The organism is Paraburkholderia franconis, from assembly GCF_009362735.1.
GTDB lineage: Bacteria > Pseudomonadota > Gammaproteobacteria > Burkholderiales > Burkholderiaceae > Paraburkholderia > Paraburkholderia franconis.
This window is the reverse complement of record NZ_WHNP01000021.1, coordinates 17,893-35,898: the sequence shown is the minus strand read 5'-3', so window position 1 is coordinate 35,898 and position 18,006 is coordinate 17,893. Positions and strand designations below refer to the sequence as shown.

Here is an 18,006-nt window from a genome sequence, read left to right as displayed (position 1 = left end):
GAGAATTCCGTTTGAATGGATCAGATGTCGAGCACGAGGCGGCCGCCCTTGCAGCGCGATACGCAGACCTGCATGACCTTGCCGCCCGCCTTGTCCGCGTCGGACAGATACGTGTCGCGGTGCTCGATGTCGCCGCTGCAGACGCGGGTCGAGCACAGGCCGCAGTAGCCCGAGCGGCAGTCGTACATGACGTCGGCGCCGTGTTCGATGAGGGTGTCGAGCAGCGACTTGTCGGCGGGTACGATGAGCCGCTCGCCCGACGAGCGCAGCTCGACTTCGAAGGCGGCGTCGCCTTCTTGCGGCGCGGCTTCCGTGAACAGCTCGTAGTGCAGATCGCAGTCGTGCCAGCCTCGCTTGCGCGCGGCGGCGAGCACCGCGTCGATCATGCCGGCCGGGCCGCACACGTAGATCGGCTGGTTCACCTGCGCATCGTCGAGCAGCGAGTCGACGGACAGGCGCGTGGCGGGATCGTCGTCGGCGTGCAGCGCGAGCCGTTCGCCCGCGAGCGCGCGCAGCTCGTCGACGAACGGCAACGCGTCGCGCGTGCGCCCGCTGAAATGCAGCTCGAAATCGCGTTGCTGCGCGACAAGCGCGGCCGCCATCGAGACGATCGGCGTGATGCCGATGCCGCCTGCGATCAGCAGCACGCGCGGCGGCGCGGCGAGCGGGAAGTGATTGACGGGCGCGCGAACGTTGAGCATCGCGCCCGCTTCGAGCGCGTGCATGTGGCGCGAGCCGCCGCAGCCTTCGTCCTCGCGGCGGACGCCGAGCCGGTACGTGGGTACGCCGTCGCGCGGATGGGCGCCCGTGTCCGTGTGGATCAGCGAATACGAGCGCCACTGCGGCGCGCCACCCGTGGCGGACGGTATTTCGACCTGCAGGTGCGCGCCCGGCTCGAAGCCGGGCAGCAGCGTGCCGTCCGCGGCTTCGAGCGTGAACGTCTTGATCAGCGGAGTCAGTGCGTCGATCGCGGCGACGCGCAGCGTAAGCAGCATGGGGGCAAGCATCGGAGTCATTCCAGCGTCGAAGTCATTCCGGGTTAAGCGGTTTCCGCGAGCACGCGCCAGTCCGTGCCCGCCGGCAGCACGCCGCCGATCGAGATCGCGCGCGAGTAGTCGAGCTCGGGGTTGTCAGCGAGCGTCGGCGTCTTGCCTGCGATGAACTCGCGCGCCGACTTCAGCAGCAGCGCGCGCACGCGCAGCACGGCGCCGTCGGCGGAGCAGAGCTGCTCGTTCGTGCGGTCCGCAATCGGGCCCTGGCCGAGGAACATCGCGAAGTCTTCGGTGCCGAGATGCTGATGAAAGCCCGTCGCGTGGCCGCGCTTCATGAGGTCGCGGTTCTGGCCGAAGGCCGTCGCGCGCGTGCCGGGCGGCAGCGGCGGAAAATTCCAGACGTCCGGCGTAGCCGACATCACCGTCATGCCGAGCTTGCGCGTGGGATTGAAGTGCACGAACCACGCGCGATGTGTAACGTCGTCGATGGGCGTCGAGAAGAACACCGTGCTCGGCCCGTTCGCATCCGGCGCGCAGATGATGCCGTACCACGGCATCACGAAGTTGTTCACGCGCGCGTACACCTTGTCGTCGGGCAGATCGCGCAGCGCCGCGTAGCGATAGCCGTACGGCCGCTCCTCGAATTCCAGACGCGGTGCGAGCGCCTTCGTCATGTGCATGCGCTCGTTGCCGCCGCCCGCCGTGATCTGCGTGGTGGATTCATGCAGCACGCCCACGTGCGACGAATCCATCGACGCCTCCACGCCCTGCACCCAGTTGGTCGGCACCTCGACGCTCGTCACCGAGCGCTGGTCGGCGGGCAGATGCGTAAAGGGCAGGTCGGGAAAGCGCGGCGGCGTATCGCCCTTGCCGAGCCACACCCAGACGATGCCGCCGCGTTCCTCGACGCCGTACTGGCTCGTCTTCACGCGCTTGCAGAACTGCGCCTGGTCGCCGACCTGGTTCGGCGCCTCGACGACCTTGCCTTCGACGTCCACTTTCCAGCCGTGGAAGATGCAGCGCAGGCCGTTGTGCTCGTTGCGCGCCATCATCATCGACGTCTTGCGATGCGGGCAGCGCTCGTCGATCAACCCCGAGCGGCCGTCGGTGGTGCGAAACGCCACGTAGTCTGAGCCGAGCAGGCGCACGAGCACGGGCGCGCCGTCCGCTTCGAGCCGGGCCGACGGCACGGCGGGAATCCAGTAATGCTGGCGGATCATTTCGCCCATCGGCGCGCCGCGTTCGACGCGCGTGAGCAGGTCGTTCTCTTCGACGGTCATCGCCATGATCAGGCCTCCTGGTAGTGGCGGAATGCACGCGGATAGACGCGCGCGCAGTTGCACTCGAACACGTTCCTGCGCTGCTCGTCCGTGAGCCATTCGATGCTGTCGATCACCGGCTTCATGTCGTCGAAATCGCGGCCCGACAGCGGATCGCGCGCGCTGCCCGTGCCCGGCTTTTCGGTGCCGAACAGCACGTTGTCGGTGCCCGCCACCTTGAGCAGCAGCTCGATCGATTCCTTCGAGTAGTTGCAGGTATCGAAGTAGAGCTTGCGCAGCTGCTCGTCGAAGCTCTGCGGATGGTTGCGGCGCACGGCCCACGCGCGAAAGCGGCCCATCTGATAAGGAATCGCGCCGCCGCCGTGACCCACCACGATCTTCAGGCCCGGGTACTTCTGGAACACATCCGATTCCAGCAGCGAAATGACCGCGATGTTTTCCTCGTTGATGAACTTGAGGGTGTACGACTCGCGCGGGCTGCAACTGCCCGCCGAGTGGATCAGCGCGGGGACGTCGAGCGCCGTCATCGCGTCGTAGAGCGGATACCAGAACGGATCGCCGAGACCCGGCGGCGTCGGGCCTTCGGATTCGGTCGGGTCCGGATTCAGCAGGCAGCCGACGAAGCCCAGTTCCTTCACGCAGCGCTGCAATTCCGCGACGGCGCGCACGGCGGGCGACTCGTTCATGAACTGCGGCAGGCCCGCTACGCCGCGAAAGCGGTCCGGGAACATCTCGACGAAGCGCGCGACCAGATCGTTGCAGTGACGCGACCAGAGTTCGGTGACGCGCGCGGGCTTGACGGAGTGCATCTGCAGATAGGGACGCGGCGAGATGAACTGCACGTCGGTGCCGACGGCATCCATGCTGCGCACGAGCTCTTCGGCCACCTTGCGCACGGAGGCGTCCGGCACGTTGGGCTTCGTCGACGGATTGGCGCGCCCGCCGATCAGCTCGGCCATGTAGCGGAAGCTCTCGGGCGGCATCACGACGTGGGCGTGGGAATCGATGATCACGTTGGGACCTCTGTGGTAAGCGGATGCGTTGCGTTGGAAGGAACCGCCGGGCGCTCAGGACGCGACGGCGAGGATTTCGAGTTGCAGCGCCATGCCGTGCTGCAGGTCGTGAACGACGACATGGCGCGCGGGCCGCTGCGCCGGGTCGGGCCAGAGCGCGAGCCAGTGCGCGTTGATGTGCTCGCGCACGGAGTCGTCTTTCACGTAGACGGTGAGCTTCACGACGTCGGCGGGCGTCGCGCCGCCCGCGTCGAGAAAGCGCCGGAGGTTGTCGAACGCGAGCCGCGCCTGGTCAGCGGGATCGGCGGCCAGCCGGCCCGTCGCCGGGTCCTTGCCGGCGATCGCCGACGAGCACAGCACGTTGGCAACGCGCGCGCCGACGGGAATCGGGGCGTTGTGCGCGAGACCGGGGACATCGATCGAGTGGGGCATGTTGTCTCCGTCAATGTGTTGGTGGCGGCTTGGCTTGCTACTCCGCGCCGAAGTCGAAAAAGTGGCGCGGCACGGCGGCGAGGAATTCGGAGAAGCCGGTCGTGCCGGCAGGCACGTGGCGCCGCATCACGTCGGCGGCTTTCGCCTCGTCGCCGGCCTGGATCGCGCGGGCGATCTCGAAGTGCTCCTGCAGCGAGCGGCTGATCTGGCGGCGGTTGCTCAGATCCGCCACGCGATAGCGCTCCGACTGACGCCGCGCCGCGCGGATCTGCCCCGCGAGGCACTCGTTGCGGCTGCCGTCGTAGATCGCGTCGTGGAACGCCGCGTTGGCGCGCGCGTACTCGCTCGCATCGCCCTCGACGGCGGCCTGCTGGCAGGCCATCAGCGCGCGGTCGAGTGCTTCGCGCTGCGCATCGCTGGCGCGCCTTGCACAGAAGCGCGCGCACAGCGCCTCCAGTTCGCCGATGTATTCGAGCATCGAGCGCACCTTCGCAATCGACAGCCGCGCGACGGTAATGCCCTGGCGCGGCGAGATCACGACGAGCTCGCGCGCCGCGAGATGCTGGAGCGCTTCACGCACGGGCGTGCGGGATACGTTGAAGCGTGCCGCAAGCGCACGTTCGTCAATTGGCATGCCCGGCGCAAGCTGGCCCGTCTCGATCTCGGCCTGCAGCGCCTCGCGAATGTCGTTCGCAAGGCTGGCCCGGGTACGCGGCGCGGCCGGTTGCGGGTCGAGCGTTGCGCTTTCATGCTCGCTGTGAGGGTCGACTACAGATTTCATGAGGGTCATGCGCGGTGTTGGGTGCCTTAAATATACCAATACGCTATTGTGGTATTCAAGAAGATATTTGCCTTATGCCTGTCTTGGGCAGATCAAATTTTCTTCGATGGATTAACAAATCCTAGGAAAATCAAGCGGTTGCCGTGTCACGCACGGCGCTTCGATGCAGAAGTAGGGGAAAACACCATCATAAGAAAAGTACCTCTGGTGTATTGATAACCCACATTCGGTATGCCAGAATGGTCATCATCCGAACTGATCCTGGTTTGCGAAGTCCGGGGTCTCCATCAAGAAGAGGCATGACCTGATGAACAAGTCACTCTCCGATGCGGCTGGCGTATTGCCCGTCGAACGCGTGCTCAAGCCGCGTTCGATAGCGATCGTCGGCGCGTCCGCCGACCCGCGCGCGTTCGGCAATTTCGTGCTGCAGAACCTCGAGCGTTTCGGCTATGCGGGCGAGATCCATCTGGTGTCGCGCAGCAGCAAGGAAATCAACGGCCGCGCGTGCGTGGAAAGCGTCGATGCGCTGCCCGAAGGCATCGATCTCGCCGTGCTCGCCATTCCTGAAGCGGGCGTGCTCGACGCCGTGCGCACGCTGGGCGCGCGCGGCACGGGCGCGGCGGTCATCTTCGCGTCGGGCTATGCGGAAGCGGGCGACGAAGGCCGCGCCAAACAGCAGGTGCTCACGCAAGCCGCCAACGCTTCGGGCATGTTGCTGGTCGGCCCGAACTGCATGGGCTTCACCAACTTCGAGGCCGGCGTGCCCGTCACCTTCGAGGCGATCGCGCCGTATCCGTGCGCGGGGCGCAAGGGTGTCGGCGTGGTCGCGCAAAGCGGCGCGATGGCCGCGAACCTGCGCGACGCGTTTATGGGCCGCGGGCAGCCGATCACGGCAGCGGTTTCGACGGGCAACGAAGCGGTGCTCGGCATCGAGGACTACCTCGCGTGGTTCATCGCCGATCCGCAGACGAGCGCGATCGCCGTCTACGCCGAGCAGGTGCGCCGCCCGCAGACGTTCGTCGCGCTGGCCCGTCAAGCCCGCGCGGCCGGCAAGCCGATCGTGATGCTGATGCCCGGCAAGAGCGCGCGGGCGCGCGAAGCGGCGCAGTCGCATACGGGCGCGCTGGCGGGCGATCACGCGACGGCGAGCGTGCTGCTCGCGCGTGAAGGCGTTGTGGTGGTCGATTCGCTCGACGAACTGTTCGATACGACGACGATCCTCGCGCACTTTCCGGTGCCGCCTGCGGCGGGCACGGCCGTGATGACGGCATCGGGCGCAGTGAAGAACATCACGCTCGACTTCGCGGACGACATCGGCCTGACTCTGCCGCCGTTGACGGCACCCACGCTCCAGAAACTGACGGAACTGCTGCCGGACTTCGCGGTGGCCGACAATCCGCTCGACTACACGACGATCGGCGTGCGCAACCCTGGACTGATCGGCGAACTCATCGACACGATGCTCGCCGATCCCAACGTCGGCAGCCTCGTGCTGTCGATCATGGGCGGCCCGCCGATCGCGCAGCGCGACAAGGCCGATTACCTCGTGCCCGCGCTCGCGCGCGCGACCAAGCCGGCCGTGCTCGCCGTGATGGGCGACAACAATCCGCTCGAGCCGTTCTTCGTCGACGCAATCGCCGCGAGCGGCGTGCCGTTCTTCCGCTCGCCGGATCGCGCGCTGCGGGCCTGCGCGCGCGTCGCCGCTTACGGCGAATCGTTGCAGCGCGCGGGCCGCGCATCGGCCGCGCAGCCCGAAGCGATTGCGTTGCCCGGTCCGGTGCCCGCCAACGGCATCTTCGCCGAATATCAGGGCAAGCAGTGGCTCGCCGCCGCCGGCCTTCCTGTCCCGCCGGGGCGTCTCGCAACGACGCTCGACGAAGCGCTCAGGATCGCTGACGAAATCGGCTATCCCGTCGTGCTCAAGGCTCAGGCTAGCGAGTTGCCGCACAAGAGTGACGTGGGCGGCGTGATCGTCGGCCTCGCCGATGCGAACGCGCTGCGCACGGGATGGGACGCGCTGCATACGAGCGTGGCGTCGCATCGGCCTGGTCTGCAACTCGACGGTGCGCTCGTCGAGGCGATGGGGCCGTGCGGCCTCGAACTCGTCGTTGGCGCGAAGCGCGATCCGGAGTGGGGCCCCGTCGTGCTGGTCGGCCTCGGCGGCATCTGGATCGAAGCGCTCAAGGACGTGCGTCTGATTCCCGCCGACATGGCCGAAGCCGACATCGTCGCCGAGTTGCGTCGCCTGAAGGCCTCGGCGCTGCTCGACGGCGTGCGCGGCGCGGCGGGCGTCGACGTGGCGGCCATCGCAAAGGCCGTGGCAGCGATCGGCGCGCAGATGCGCGCGAATCCGCAGATCACCGAAATCGACGTGAACCCGCTCGTCGCGTATCCCGATCGCGTGCTTGCGCTCGATGCGCTCGTCGTGTGCGGCGCGCGCGATGGTGCGCACTCGTAATAAGGACAATGAACCCATGAGACTGGAATTTTCCGCAGAGGACGAAGCGTTCCGCGCCGAAGTGCGCGAGTTCGTCAGGCAGAACCTGTCGCCCGAACTCAAGCGCAAGGTCGAGCTGGGCTTGCGGCTGGAGCGCGCCGACTATGTCGAGTGGTACACGCGGCTTCATGAGCGCGGCTGGATCACGCCGTCGTGGCCGAAAGAGGCGGGCGGCCCGGGCTGGACGCCGCTGCAACGCTACATCTTCGACGAGGAAACGCTGGTGGGAGGCGCGCCGCGCATCATCGCAAGCGGCATCAACATGCTCGGTCCCGTGCTGCATGCGTTCGGCACGCCCGAGCAGAAGGAGCGTTACCTGCCCGCGATCCGCCGCAGCGAAACCTGGTGGGCGCAGGGCTTCTCGGAACCGGGCGCGGGCTCGGACCTCGCGAGCGTGCGGACCACGGCCGTGCTGACCACGGATAAAGACGGCGATCACTTCGTCGTCAACGGTCACAAGGTGTGGACTTCGTACGCGCACTGGTGCGAGATGATGTTCGCGCTCGTGCGCACCGATCCGCATGCGAAGCCGCAGGAGGGCATTTCGTTCCTGCTCATCGACATGAAGTCGCCGGGCGTCGAGTTGCGCCCGATCCGCATGCTCGAAGGCGGCACCGACCTCAACGAGGTCTATCTGGACAACGTGCGCGTGCCTGTCGAGAACCTCGTCGGCGAGATCAACAAGGGCTGGTCGTATGGCAAGTATCTGCTCGGTCATGAGCGCACGGGCATCGCGGGCGTCGGCTCGTGCAAGCAGCAACTCGCGCGCGTCAAGACGCTCGCGAAGCAGCAGGAACTCGTGGGAGACGCGCTTTTCGAAGCGCGCGTGAGCCGCCTCGAAATCGAGTTGATGGCGCTCGAATTCACCGGCCTGCGCATGTTGAGCGCGAATCAGCAGAGCCGCGTGCCCGCCGTCGAGGCATCGATGCTGAAGGTGCGCGGCACGGAATTGCGTCAGGCGATCTACGCACTGCTCGCCGAGATCGCCGGGCCCGACGGCATTCCATTCGACGAAGCCGCGCTGCTCGATCAGGCGGGATACGCGCCGCCGAGCCCGGAGGAACTGATCGCCGTCGCGACCAATTACTTCGACGCACGCAAGCTGTCGATCTACGGCGGCACGAACGAAGTGCAGCGCAATCTCATCAGCCGCGCGTTCTTCAACGCCTGAAGCGGGACACGACCCACTATGGATTTTTCTATCACTGAAGATCACGTCGCGCTGCAGGACGCGGTACGCCGCTTCTGCGACGGCGAATATCCCGCGCATCAGCGCGGCAATGCAGAAGACCCGGCTCTCGCCGCGCGGCGCCGCCAGGCGCTCGCCGAACTCGGCGTGACGGGGCTCGTCATCGATACGGAGCAGGGCGGCAGCGGTTGCGGCGCGGTCGAGACGATGCTCGTCGCGCAGCAACTGGGCCGCGCGCTCGGCGGCGCGGGATGGCTCGCGAGCGGGCTGCCCGCCGCCGCGCTGATCGGCGCGGCTGGCAGCGAGCAGCAGCGCGCGCAATGGCTGGAAGCGGCCGCAACGGGCAAGAAGGTGCTCGCGCTTGCGATCGGCGAAGCGGATGCGCGCTATGACATCACGCGCCTTGCGGTGCGCGCGAAAGAAACAGGCGACGGCTGGCGCATCGACGGCACGAAGACGCTCGTGTTCGATGGTGCGATCGCGGACGCGTTCGTGGTCGCCGTGCGCACGTCGGGCGAGCGCGGCGACGCGCATGGCCTGTCGCTCTTTCTCGTCGACGCGAAAGCGGAAGGCATCGCGTTGCGCAGCTTCGCGACTATCGACGCGCGTAAAGCCGCGCACGTGAGCTTCACCAACGTCGCCGTGAGCAAGGCCGATCTGATCGGCGACGTGGGCGCGGCGCACGCGTTGATCGAAGCGGCGCTCGACCGCGCGAACGCCGCGCTGTGCGCGGAATCGGTCGGCGCGCTGGAGGCGCTGCTGGAACTGACGACCGAGCATCTGAAAACGCGCACGCAATTCGGCGCGCCGCTCGCGAAGTTCCAGGCGCTGCAACATCGCATCGCCGACATGCTGATCGCGCTCGAACAGGCCCGATCGATGGCATGCGCCGCAGCGATGGCCGTCGACGCAAACGACGCGGCGCGTCGCAGCCGTTTCGTGTCGGCCGTGAAGGCCTTCATTGGCGATACCTGCAAGAGCGCGGGCGAATGCGCAATCCAGCTGCACGGCGCAATGGGCATGACGGAAGAGTGCCGCGCGGGCCACTACGCGAAGCGCATGTTCGCGATCAACATGACCTACGGCGATGCGAGCTGGCATCTGAACCGTTTCACGGCGCAGCGTCTCGCGCGGGAGGCCGCATGAGTCTGAACGGACAAGCGTATATCGTCGGCGCGTTCGAGCATCCGACGCGCAAGGCCGACGATCTCTCCGTCGCGCGCCTGCACGCCGATGTCGCAAGAGGCGCGCTGGACGACGCGGGCCTGACGAAGGACGACATCGACGGCTATTTCTGCGCGGGCGACGCGCCCGGCCTCGGCACGACGACGATCGCAGAATATCTCGGCCTGAAACTGCGCCACGTCGATTCGACGGAGTGCGGCGGGTCCGCGCCGATCTTGCATGTCGCGCACGCGGCCGAGGCGATCGCGGCGGGCCGCTGCAACGTCGCACTGATCACATTGGCGGGCCGTCCGCGTGCGGCGGGCGCCGCGCTCGCGCTCAGGGCGCCGGACCCCGACGCGCCCGACGTGCAGTTCGAACTTCCGTTCGGCCCGTCCACGCAGAACCTGTACGGCATGGTCGCGAAGCGGCATATGCACGAATACGGAACCACGAGCGAACAGCTCGCGTGGATCAAGGTCGCGGCTTCGCATCACGCGCAGCACAATCCGCACGCGATGCTGCGCAACGTCGTGACCGTCGAGGATGTGGTGAATTCACCCATGGTCGCCGATCCGCTGCATCGTCTCGATTGCTGCGTGATGAGCGACGGCGGCGGCGCGCTGATCGTCGCGCGTCCCGAGATCGCGAAACAGCTCAAGCGGCCGCTCGTCAAGGTACGCGGCAGCGGCGAAGCGCCGAAGCACGCGGCGGGCGGCAAGATCGACCTGACCTGGTCGGCCGCGAAGTGGTCGGGCGCGGCGGCTTTCGCGGAGGCGGGCGTCACGCCGGGCGATATCAAGTACGCGTCGCTGTATGACAGCTTCACGATCACCGTGCTCATGCAGCTCGAGGATCTCGGCTTCTGCAAGAAGGGCGAGGGCGGCCGGTTCGTGCAGGACGGCGGCCTCATTTCGGGCGTCGGCAAACTGCCGTTCAACACCGACGGCGGCGGACTGTGCAACAACCATCCCGCTAACCGGGGCGGCGTCACGAAAGTCATCGAAGCAGTGCGCCAGTTGCGTGGCGAAGCGCATCCCGCCGTGCAGGTGCCGAACTGTGACCTCGCGCTCGCGAGCGGCATCGGCGGCGCGCTCGCGTCGCGTCATACGGCCGCAACGCTCATTTTGGAACGGGTTTGACGATGAGTATGACTAATCAGAATCCAGCAGCGGATAAAGCCGCGAACACTGCGCCGAATCAGGCTGCCAATAACGCTGCAAATAATGCTGTAACTCAGCCTCCAGACAAGCCCGTGAAGCCTGCCGGCCCGCGCCGCATTTCTGCGCCGCGCGCGCTGCCCGAGGCGTTGCCGTTCTGGGAAGCGGCAAAGGAAGGGCGTCTGCTCGTGAAGCGCTGCACGGATTGCGGCGAGACGCACTACTACCCGCGCGACATCTGTCTGCACTGCCTGAGCGCGAACACCGCGTGGGTCGAATCGGCGGGCAAGGGCGAGATCTACTCGTACAGCACGATGGGCAAGGACGAAGCGCGTTACACGCTCGCCTACGTGACGCTCGACGAGGGCGTGACGATGCTGACCAATCTCGTCGATTGCGATCCGGCCACACTCGCGATCGGCCATCGCGTGCGGGTCGTGTTCAAGCCGAGCGACGGTGGCTATCCCGTTCCCATGTTCACCGCAGCCTGAGGGAGGGCGCTCATGAACGCCGAATGCAACGATACCCAGCACGATTCCCAACACGATACCCAGCGTGCGGCCACTGCGCGCAAAGGCGCGCTGTCGCGCTTCACGATCATCGATGCGTCGCGTGTGCGCGCGGGTCCGACCGCGATGCGCCTTTTCGCCGACATGGGCGCGCGCGTCATCAAGCTCGAGATCCCGCGCGGCGCTCCGGGCGGCGACGACATGATCGGCGGGCGCGACCACAATCGCGCCGACTATGAAAACCTGCATCGCAACAAGGAAAGCCTCACGCTCAACATGAAAGATCCCGCGGGCCGCGAGATTCTTTTCGATCTGGTCCGCCGCGCCGACGTGTTCATCGAAAACTTCCGGCCCGATGTCAAGGATCGTCTCGGCATCGGTCCCGACACGCTGCGCGCGATCAATCCGCGTTTGGTCTACGCGAGCATTTCGGGCTTCGGCCAGGACGGTCCGTATGCGAACTGGCCCGGCTTCGATTCGATCGCGCAAGGCATGGGCGGCCTCATGAGCGTGACGGGGAAACCGGGCGAAGGCCCGATGCGCGTGGGCATTCCAATTGCGGACCTGTGCGCGGGGCACTTCTGCGCAATGTCGATCCTGACTGCATTGCTCGAACGCGAAGCATCGGGCGAAGGGCAGTGGGTGCAGACCTCGCTGCTCGAAGCACAGATCGCGATGCTCGATTTTCAGGCCGCGCAATGGCTCGTGGACAAGCAGGTGCCGCAGCAGGTGGGCAACGAGCATCCCCTCACCGTGCCGACAGGCGTATTCGCGACCCAGGACGGCTACCTCAATCTCGCCGCCATCGGCCAGACGATGTGGACGCGCTTGTGCGAGGCGCTCGGTCTCGATCATCTTGCGCGCGCGCCGGGCTTCGACTCCGATCCCGCCCGCGTGGCGAACCGCGACGCTGTGAATCGGGCGGTCAGCGAAGTCTTCAAGACCCGCACGACGAACGAATGGACGGCCATCCTGCTCAAGGCCGGCGTGCCTTGCGGCCCGATCCACCGCATCGACGAGGTGTTCGAGGACCCGCAGGTCAAGCATCTCGGCATGGCCTGGCCCGTCGATTTGCCGGGCCGTGGAGAGGGCGCATTCGTCGGCCAGCCGTTCCGGCTGTCGCGCTATCCGCGCGAGGTGTCGCCGCGCCTTGCACCCGAGCAGGGCGAGCACACGCAGGCCATTCTGCGGGAACTCGGCTACGCGGACGAGCAGATCGAACAATGGCGCGCGGCGTTCGTCGTCTGAACGCGGCGCGAGAGAACACGCGACGCACAACACCAAAACGCAGCACACAACGAAAGGAGACGAAATGGCACGCCTCGTAGCCGCATTCGGCTCGTCGCACAGCATCATGCTGGTGTCGCAGCGCGAAGACTGGCAGCACGGTTTTCGCGCGGTGGACCCGAAGAACCCGCATTACTTCGACAAGGCGGGCAATCACGTCACTTACGGCGACCTGCTCGAACGCGCGCCCGCCGACGCCGACGCGCTCGTCACGCCGGAGCGCATGGGCGAACGTTTCGATCAGGCCGAAGCGGCAATGGACGAGTTGCGCGAGCGCATTCGGGCCGCGAAGCTCGACGTGCTGATGGTTGTCGGCGACGATCAGACAGAGTTGTTCCGCACCACGAACAACCCGGCCTTCGCGATCTACTACGGCGAGACGATTCGCAACGCGAAGCGCGAGACGAGCCCGAACGACAGCTGGTACGCACGCGCGCGCACGATGCGTCAGGAGCCCGATGCGGACGTCCACTATCCCGTCCAGTCCGCGATGGCGCGCTGGATGATACGCGAGCTGTGCGAGCGCGACTTCGACATCGCGGCAATGGACGGCCTCGAGCGCGACCAGTACGAAGGCCATGCGTTCTCGTTCATTCATCGACGCTATCTGCAAGGCCTCGATTTGCCCGTCATCCCTGTGATCGTGAATACCTTCGATCCGCCCAATCAGCCTACGCCGCGCCGCTGCATGCAGCTCGGCGCCGCGCTGCGCGAACTGATCGAAGCCTATCCGGAAGACATGCGCGTGGGCGTGCTCGCGTCGGGTGGGCTCTCGCACTTCGTGGTGGACGAGGAACTCGACCACGGCATCATCGACGCGATCCGCCGCAAGGACAGCGCATGGCTCGCCGCGCTCGATCCGAAGCAGCTTCAGGCGGGCAGCTCGGAGATACGCAACTGGATCATCGCCGTCGAGGCGGTGAAGTCGCTCGACCTCGAATGGGTGTCGTATACGCCGGGCTATCGCAGCCCCGCGCTGACGGGCACCGGGCTGTGCTTTGCCGCGTGGCGCACGCTGACCTGACCTGGCCCGCTGCGAAATAAAAGGAGGAGAACACTATGGCTGACCAAAACGTACAGCGCCTGCGCCGGCTCGATTGCTGCGCCGTGTCGGACGCGCTCGACAAACTCAAGCTGTCCGGCGTCGTAAGCGGACTGCCGCAGCGCTCGGGCACGGGCCGCATCGCCGGCCGCGTCATTACCGTGAGGCTCGATACGGGCGAGCCGCCGTCCGGACCGCCCGTGCATCTCGGCTGCACGGCAATCGAACAGGCGGGCGCCGACGACGTGATCGTCGTCGAGCAGCGCAGCGGCGTCGAAGCCGGCTGCTGGGGCGGCCTGCTGTCGCTCGCCGCGAAAGTGCGCGACGTTGCGGGCGTGGTGGCCGACGGGCCCGTGCGCGATATCGACGAAGCCATCGCCTATGAGCTGCCCGTGTTCAGCCGCGCGACCACGGCGCGCACGGCGCGTGGCCGCGTCGTCGAGCAGGGTACGAATGTGGCCGTGCAGATCGGCGACGTGCACGTGGAAGCAGGCGACTACGTCGTGGCCGACAACAGCGCCGTGATCTTCATTCGCGCCGACGACATCGAGCGCGTGCTCGAAGCCGCCGAGGTCATCGTCGCGAAGGAAGCCGCGATGGCCAAGGCGATTCTTTCCGGCACGCCCGTGGGCCAGGTCATGGGCGGCAACTACGAACACATGCTCGCATGAGCGCAATCGCAACTCACGGAACAACCGACACCATGACTGCAAACGACAACCGCGACGACAACCGCAATGTCGAGCGCGCGGGCAAGCTCGATACGGCGACGCTCTCCGACGCGCTCGACAAGCTCGGCATCAATGGCCAGTGCTACAGGATCAAGGCGCGCAGCACGGACTTCCGGCTCGCGGGCAGGGCCTGGACGCTCAAGTACGGTCCGGCCGCAAATCCGCCCGGCACCGTGGGCGACTACATCGACGACGTGCCGCCCGGCGCGGTCATCGTGCTCGACAACGGCGGGCGCGAGGACGCGACCGTCTGGGGCGACATTCTGACCGAGATCGCGCACCGGCGCGGACTCGCGGGCACGGTGATCAACGGCATCTGCCGCGATGTCGCGTTATGCCTGAAGCTCGGCTACCCCATCTTCAGCCGCGATCACTGGATGCGCACCGGCAAGGACCGGGTGCAGGTCGAGGCGACGAACATTCCCGTCAATATCGGCGACGCGCGCGTGCGGCCCGGCGACATTCTGCGCGGCGACGCCGACGGCGTGATCGTGATTCCGCAGGAACACGAAGAAGCCGTGCTCGACGCGGCGGAAGCCATTCATCATGCGGAGGAAGCAATACGCGAAGCCTGCCGCGACGGCATGCGTCTGGACGAGGCGCGCAAGCAGTTCAAGTATCACCAGCTGCAGACGCGGGGGAAATGACCATGAGAGAACACGATTCGGCGGCGACGATCCGCACATCGATAAAGCGCGTCGAGGCGAGCGTGGTCGAGACGGCGCGCGCGCTCCCTGCGGCGACATTGCATGAAGCGGGCGGCAAGATCGGCGCGCTGCCCTCGGCGATCAAGCCGGTTGCGCCGGGCTTCAGGATCTGCGGCACGGCCGTGACCGTGCATTCGCCGGGCGGCGACAACCTCTGGCTGCATCGCGCGATCGCGCTCGCGCAGCCGGGCGACGTGCTGGTGGTCTACGCGAGCGGCGTTTACGAGCATGGCTACTGGGGCGAAGTGATGACGACGGCCGCGAAGGTGCGCGGGCTCGCGGGCCTCGTGATCGATGGCGCCGTGCGCGATGCGGACCTGCTCGAAGCGATCGGCTTCCCGGTGTTCTCGCGCGGGCTGTCGATTCGCGGCACGAGCAAGGATTACGGTGCGATCGGCTGGATCAACGAGCCGGTGATGATCGGCAATGTCACCGTGAACGCCGGCGATCTGATCGTCGGGGACCGTGATGGCGTCGTCGCCGTTCCGCGCGATCGTGCAGCCGACGTCGTCGAGAGGGCGGCGAAGCGCGAGGCCGACGAGGCCGCGATCTGCAAGCGCATCGAGTCCGGCGAGACGACCATGCAGATCTACAACTTCCACTGAGCCGACAATGTCCGAGAAGTCCGACCAACCCTCCGCTCGTTCATCCGGCCTCGCGCCGGACCTCGCCGTCGCCGGGCCGATCGCGACGATCACGCTGCGCCGCCCGGCGATGGCGAACCGGCTCGACCCCGAAGACCTCGCGACGTTGCGCGGCTTCATCCGCGAGGTCAACGCGCGTTCCGACGTGCTCGTGCTGCGGCTATGCGCCGAGGGTCCGAACTTCTGCGCCGGCTTCAACATCGGCCGGCTCGCGGACGGCAACGCAGGCGCGAACTTCGAGGCACTCGCGAACGAACTGGAGTACGCGCGCCCGGTGACGATCGCTGCGATCAACGGCGGCGTGTACGGCGGCGCAACCGATCTCGCGCTCGCCTGCGATTTTCGCATCGGCACCGAAACGAACCAGATGTTCGTGCCTGCCGCGCGCCTTGGCCTGTTGTTCTATCGCGGCGGCTTGCAGCGCTATGTATCCCGGCTGGGTCTGAACATGGCGAAAAAGCTGCTGCTCACGGCCGCGACGCTCGATGCCACGCAGATGCTGGCGTGCGGTTTCCTCGATACGGTCGTGGCGCCCGCAGCGTTGCGCGACGAAGTGGAGCGTTTGAGCGGCGAGCTGGCGGGAATGGCGCCGCTTGCGCTGCTCGGCATGAAGAAACATCTGAACCGGATTGCGCAAGGGACGCTCGACGAAGACGAGTTTGCGCGCGACGTCGCACGGGCAGATGCTTCGCATGATCTGCGCGAAGCCGTGCTCGCGCGAAAGGAAAAGCGCAAGCCGGTGTTTCGGGGCGAATAGACCGATGGGCCGATGGGCCGATGAGACACAACGGCTCTGACGGCTCGGCCTCGAGCCCGACAAGAGGACGACCGACTCATGAAAATCGACGATACCGAAATCGGCAGGCGGATTTACGGCAGCAACGGAGAGACGCCGCCCATCACGACGACGCTGGGCGGCGAGTTCGTGTCGCTCGCGGATAACGCGATCGAAATCGCTTACGCTGGCACGGCGGCGTTCCTGAATCCGGCCGGGCACGTGCAGGGCGGCATGCTGTCCGCGATGCTCGACGACGTCACGGCTACGCTCGTCACGTCGACGCTGGCGCAGGGCGAACGCTGTGCAACGCTCAGCCTGAACACGACGTTCCTTCGACCGGCGAGCGCCGGCCGGCTACTGGGCCGCGCGACGCTCGTGCGCCGCGGACGCGGCGTGTGCAACGCAAATGGCGAACTGTGGCAGGACGACAGGCTCGTGGCGACGGCATCGGCGGTCTGCATGATAGTCGCCCGGTGATGAGTGACGAGGCGCTTTCATCGAGGGGGGAAACGGTTGGACTGCGCAACAAAACAGATCCGGCAAAGCGCGTCGAATTCGGTCAGCGCCGAAGATGCGGATATCCAGATGTCCGGGTGCTGGCTAGATAGAAATGTCCGGTTTTCACGGGTTTCAGATCATTGGATTTGCCCCTGCATCTCCGGGACATAAAGACCGTCGAAGGAATCCGTGGTGTTCCATGCGGCTTTCTGACGATTCACGGCATGCGCCTGGCGACGGATAAAAGATAAGAGTTACCAACATTGCAAAAGGTCTTCTCGCTGACAGCCGTGACGTTATGTTGCTTAACGACGTGCTGAAGCGGTTGGAGTGTCGGTAGCGTCCCCATGTGGCACAGAACGATATCGGGTTGTGTTCAAACACCTTAACGAATGAGCAATCCCTCATGCATCAGATTGCTGCACAACGTGTCGAACTCGGCGCTGCCGGAGCGTGTGGGAACACCGATCTGGATCGGCCCGCCCATTTCGCCGCTCACATAGGCGATCAACGTATGGGCGATTCCGTTTCTTCTATACCCAGGCACGACATAGGCATCAAGCAACGTGACTGGCGCCTTGGCGGACGAGTTCGAGCAATGTTCGAACTCGATCCAGCCGACCGGCTCCGCGCGGTGCGAAGCCACCGCGCGATTCTCATCGTCGTCAATCTCGATGATGATCACATGAGCCGCGCGATCTTTGAAGATGAATGTGCTCATACGCGATTAGTCGGGGGCGATCGAAATTTACGGTGGATAACGGTGCCGTTTAGTATCGTCGCGCAAAAGCGGCGGGCGAACAACAAGTCATCTCATATACGAGGGAACGCACGCTGTAGAGCGTCTTTTCACTTTGGATGCCTCTGGATTTCTGGCGCATCGCGGCATGCACTAACGGACTGTCCTGGCCTGGCGTGCGCGCCAGCAGGTTGTATTGCGAGGTCAGAGGCATTGCAGCGGCAATGCAGTACGTCAACTGAATTCAACGACGACTGGGTGAAGGAAAGCAGAAAAACACGCGGGGTACGAAGGCGTTCGTTCCATGGCATGTCTCCAGAAGGTTGCGCGCGTGGCACGCAAATCCTGTTCTTATCGACGGGGGCTTGTCCCAATCGCCCGAAACGGGTTGATTCGAGTATCGTCATTAAAAAGGTAGCAGTTGGAGCCAGGCGATGCCGATCGTCGAGTTCACGTTGACATGGTCTGTCGGGTTTTCCCGCAGTCCGGCGATCGGTTCTCAACCCGGGAGCCGCTGTCGTCCGGTGCCAATCTGGCGGAAGTGCGCAGTCGGGGCGTTCCTC

18 protein-coding genes are annotated in these 18,006 nt (G+C 65.8%); 12 read left to right on the top strand and 6 right to left on the bottom strand.

Annotation, left to right across the window (positions count from 1 at the left end):
* Positions 1-20: 20 nt before the first annotated feature.
* Genes GCT13_RS22385 through GCT13_RS22365 form a run of 5 tightly spaced genes read right to left on the bottom strand, consistent with a single transcriptional unit; the run spans position 21 to position 4,498 of the window.
* The gene (locus GCT13_RS22385) at positions 21-1,007 is read right to left on the bottom strand and encodes a PDR/VanB family oxidoreductase (protein WP_152761737.1); all 987 of its coding nucleotides are present in this window, start codon (positions 1,005-1,007) and stop codon (positions 21-23) included.
* Positions 1,008-1,039: 32 nt separating this feature from the next.
* Positions 1,040-2,278 (bottom strand): aromatic ring-hydroxylating dioxygenase subunit alpha, encoded by a 1,239-nt coding sequence (locus GCT13_RS22380; RefSeq protein ID WP_152761735.1) that lies wholly within the window; start codon positions 2,276-2,278, stop codon positions 1,040-1,042.
* Between the two features lie 2 nt (positions 2,279-2,280).
* Positions 2,281-3,285 carry an amidohydrolase family protein gene (locus tag GCT13_RS22375; RefSeq protein ID WP_321574539.1) on the bottom strand — a complete coding sequence of 335 codons (1,005 nt, stop codon included), beginning with the start codon at positions 3,283-3,285 and terminating at the stop codon, positions 2,281-2,283.
* A gap of 54 nt (positions 3,286-3,339) precedes the next feature.
* Positions 3,340-3,717: a RidA family protein gene (locus GCT13_RS22370; RefSeq protein WP_152761733.1), complete on the bottom strand. Its 378-nt coding sequence runs from the start codon at positions 3,715-3,717 to the stop codon at positions 3,340-3,342.
* Between the two features lie 37 nt (positions 3,718-3,754).
* Positions 3,755-4,498 (bottom strand): GntR family transcriptional regulator, encoded by a 744-nt coding sequence (locus GCT13_RS22365; RefSeq protein ID WP_193727730.1) that lies wholly within the window; start codon positions 4,496-4,498, stop codon positions 3,755-3,757.
* Positions 4,499-4,805: 307 nt separating this feature from the next.
* On the opposite strand from GCT13_RS22365, the gene GCT13_RS22360 reads away from it, so the two are divergent.
* The 12 genes from GCT13_RS22360 (at position 4,806) to GCT13_RS22305 (ending at position 16,683) form a co-directional block, all read left to right on the top strand.
* Entirely contained in the window at positions 4,806-6,956 is a 2,151-nt protein-coding gene (locus GCT13_RS22360; protein WP_152761729.1) for an acetate--CoA ligase family protein, read from the top strand.
* Positions 6,957-6,972: 16 nt separating this feature from the next.
* Positions 6,973-8,166, top strand: coding sequence for an acyl-CoA dehydrogenase family protein (locus GCT13_RS22355; RefSeq protein WP_152761727.1), 1,194 nt, complete (start codon positions 6,973-6,975; stop codon positions 8,164-8,166).
* Positions 8,167-8,184: 18 nt separating this feature from the next.
* A complete protein-coding gene (locus GCT13_RS22350) occupies positions 8,185-9,330 on the top strand; it encodes an acyl-CoA dehydrogenase family protein (protein ID WP_152761725.1) in 1,146 nt (381 codons plus the stop codon).
* Positions 9,327-10,490, top strand: coding sequence for a thiolase domain-containing protein (locus tag GCT13_RS22345; protein ID WP_152761723.1), 1,164 nt, complete (start codon positions 9,327-9,329; stop codon positions 10,488-10,490). Before GCT13_RS22350 ends, GCT13_RS22345 begins: the two co-directional genes overlap by 4 nt.
* Positions 10,491-10,603: 113 nt before the next feature.
* Complete coding sequence (locus tag GCT13_RS22340) at positions 10,604-10,999, top strand: Zn-ribbon domain-containing OB-fold protein (RefSeq protein WP_321574537.1); 396 nt, start codon at positions 10,604-10,606, stop codon at positions 10,997-10,999.
* Positions 11,000-11,011: 12 nt separating this feature from the next.
* A complete protein-coding gene (locus GCT13_RS22335) occupies positions 11,012-12,265 on the top strand; it encodes a CaiB/BaiF CoA transferase family protein (protein ID WP_152761720.1) in 1,254 nt (417 codons plus the stop codon).
* A 64-nt stretch (positions 12,266-12,329) separates the two neighbouring features.
* On the top strand, positions 12,330-13,328 hold the full coding sequence (locus GCT13_RS22330) for a DODA-type extradiol aromatic ring-opening family dioxygenase (RefSeq protein ID WP_152761718.1): 999 nt from the start codon (positions 12,330-12,332) through the stop codon (positions 13,326-13,328).
* Positions 13,329-13,363: 35 nt separating this feature from the next.
* Complete coding sequence (locus GCT13_RS22325) at positions 13,364-14,017, top strand: RraA family protein (protein ID WP_152761716.1); 654 nt, start codon at positions 13,364-13,366, stop codon at positions 14,015-14,017.
* Between the two features lie 32 nt (positions 14,018-14,049).
* On the top strand, positions 14,050-14,724 hold the full coding sequence (locus GCT13_RS22320) for an RraA family protein (protein WP_152761714.1): 675 nt from the start codon (positions 14,050-14,052) through the stop codon (positions 14,722-14,724).
* 2 nt (positions 14,725-14,726) lie between these two features.
* Positions 14,727-15,389, top strand: a complete 663-nt coding sequence (locus GCT13_RS22315) for a 4-carboxy-4-hydroxy-2-oxoadipate aldolase/oxaloacetate decarboxylase (RefSeq protein ID WP_152761712.1) — start codon at positions 14,727-14,729, stop codon at positions 15,387-15,389.
* A 7-nt stretch (positions 15,390-15,396) separates the two neighbouring features.
* The gene (locus tag GCT13_RS22310; RefSeq protein WP_152761710.1) at positions 15,397-16,185 is read left to right on the top strand and encodes an enoyl-CoA hydratase/isomerase family protein; all 789 of its coding nucleotides are present in this window, start codon (positions 15,397-15,399) and stop codon (positions 16,183-16,185) included.
* A gap of 78 nt (positions 16,186-16,263) precedes the next feature.
* Positions 16,264-16,683 (top strand): PaaI family thioesterase, encoded by a 420-nt coding sequence (locus tag GCT13_RS22305; RefSeq protein ID WP_152761708.1) that lies wholly within the window; start codon positions 16,264-16,266, stop codon positions 16,681-16,683.
* Between the two features lie 406 nt (positions 16,684-17,089).
* Here the strand turns inward: GCT13_RS22305 and GCT13_RS22300 are convergent, their stop codons facing one another.
* Complete coding sequence (locus tag GCT13_RS22300; protein WP_321574534.1) at positions 17,090-17,389, bottom strand: GNAT family N-acetyltransferase; 300 nt, start codon at positions 17,387-17,389, stop codon at positions 17,090-17,092.
* Positions 17,390-18,006: the final 617 nt, after the last annotated feature.

What these genes read in the sequence shown, in the direction of transcription:
- GCT13_RS22385 (WP_152761737.1), bottom strand. Translation starts at nt 1,007, where the DNA reads ATGCTTGCCCCCATGCTGCTTACGCTGCGCGTCGCCGCGATCGACGCA.
- GCT13_RS22380 (WP_152761735.1), bottom strand. Translation starts at nt 2,278, where the DNA reads ATGGCGATGACCGTCGAAGAGAACGACCTGCTCACGCGCGTCGAACGC.
- GCT13_RS22370 (WP_152761733.1), bottom strand. Translation starts at nt 3,717, where the DNA reads ATGCCCCACTCGATCGATGTCCCCGGTCTCGCGCACAACGCCCCGATT.
- GCT13_RS22365 (WP_193727730.1), bottom strand. Translation starts at nt 4,498, where the DNA reads ATGAAATCTGTAGTCGACCCTCACAGCGAGCATGAAAGCGCAACGCTC.
- GCT13_RS22360 (WP_152761729.1), top strand. Translation starts at nt 4,806, where the DNA reads ATGAACAAGTCACTCTCCGATGCGGCTGGCGTATTGCCCGTCGAACGC.
- GCT13_RS22355 (WP_152761727.1), top strand. Translation starts at nt 6,973, where the DNA reads ATGAGACTGGAATTTTCCGCAGAGGACGAAGCGTTCCGCGCCGAAGTG.
- GCT13_RS22350 (WP_152761725.1), top strand. Translation starts at nt 8,185, where the DNA reads ATGGATTTTTCTATCACTGAAGATCACGTCGCGCTGCAGGACGCGGTA.
- GCT13_RS22345 (WP_152761723.1), top strand. Translation starts at nt 9,327, where the DNA reads ATGAGTCTGAACGGACAAGCGTATATCGTCGGCGCGTTCGAGCATCCG.
- GCT13_RS22335 (WP_152761720.1), top strand. Translation starts at nt 11,012, where the DNA reads ATGAACGCCGAATGCAACGATACCCAGCACGATTCCCAACACGATACC.
- GCT13_RS22330 (WP_152761718.1), top strand. Translation starts at nt 12,330, where the DNA reads ATGGCACGCCTCGTAGCCGCATTCGGCTCGTCGCACAGCATCATGCTG.
- GCT13_RS22325 (WP_152761716.1), top strand. Translation starts at nt 13,364, where the DNA reads ATGGCTGACCAAAACGTACAGCGCCTGCGCCGGCTCGATTGCTGCGCC.
- GCT13_RS22320 (WP_152761714.1), top strand. Translation starts at nt 14,050, where the DNA reads ATGACTGCAAACGACAACCGCGACGACAACCGCAATGTCGAGCGCGCG.
- GCT13_RS22315 (WP_152761712.1), top strand. Translation starts at nt 14,727, where the DNA reads ATGAGAGAACACGATTCGGCGGCGACGATCCGCACATCGATAAAGCGC.
- GCT13_RS22310 (WP_152761710.1), top strand. Translation starts at nt 15,397, where the DNA reads ATGTCCGAGAAGTCCGACCAACCCTCCGCTCGTTCATCCGGCCTCGCG.
- GCT13_RS22305 (WP_152761708.1), top strand. Translation starts at nt 16,264, where the DNA reads ATGAAAATCGACGATACCGAAATCGGCAGGCGGATTTACGGCAGCAAC.